The organism is Pseudomonas persica, from assembly GCF_900291015.1.
Taxonomy (GTDB): Bacteria; Pseudomonadota; Gammaproteobacteria; order Pseudomonadales; family Pseudomonadaceae; genus Aquipseudomonas.
On sequence record NZ_OLKL01000050.1, the window covers coordinates 1 to 279 of the forward strand.

Below are 279 nucleotides of genomic sequence, written 5' to 3' on the forward strand. Positions count from 1 at the left end.
GGGCTCACCGAATGCATCCAGATACTCGCCATTGGGCCCCACGGCATCGAGATCAGCCCACGGAACCGCGCCCAACAGGGCTTCCTGGCGGGCCAGCGCCTGATCCGACACAGCCAGCAGGTCGTCTGCCGCCGGCGCCATGTAAAGCTCCCAATCGACCTTGGCAGCGGAGGCTTGCGCCTGACCAGTCACACGCGGGGGGACGTGGCCATCAGTGAACAGCTCGCTGGCACGCATCATGGCTATATCGAGCAGGATGAACAGGATATCCGTCAGTAC

The 279-nt window shown here is 63.4% G+C and carries 1 pseudogene; it reads right to left on the minus strand.

Features of this window, described 5'->3' with window-relative positions:
- Positions 1–279: pseudogene (locus tag FQ664_RS23895) on the minus strand (dermonecrotic toxin domain-containing protein); the annotation flags it as partial.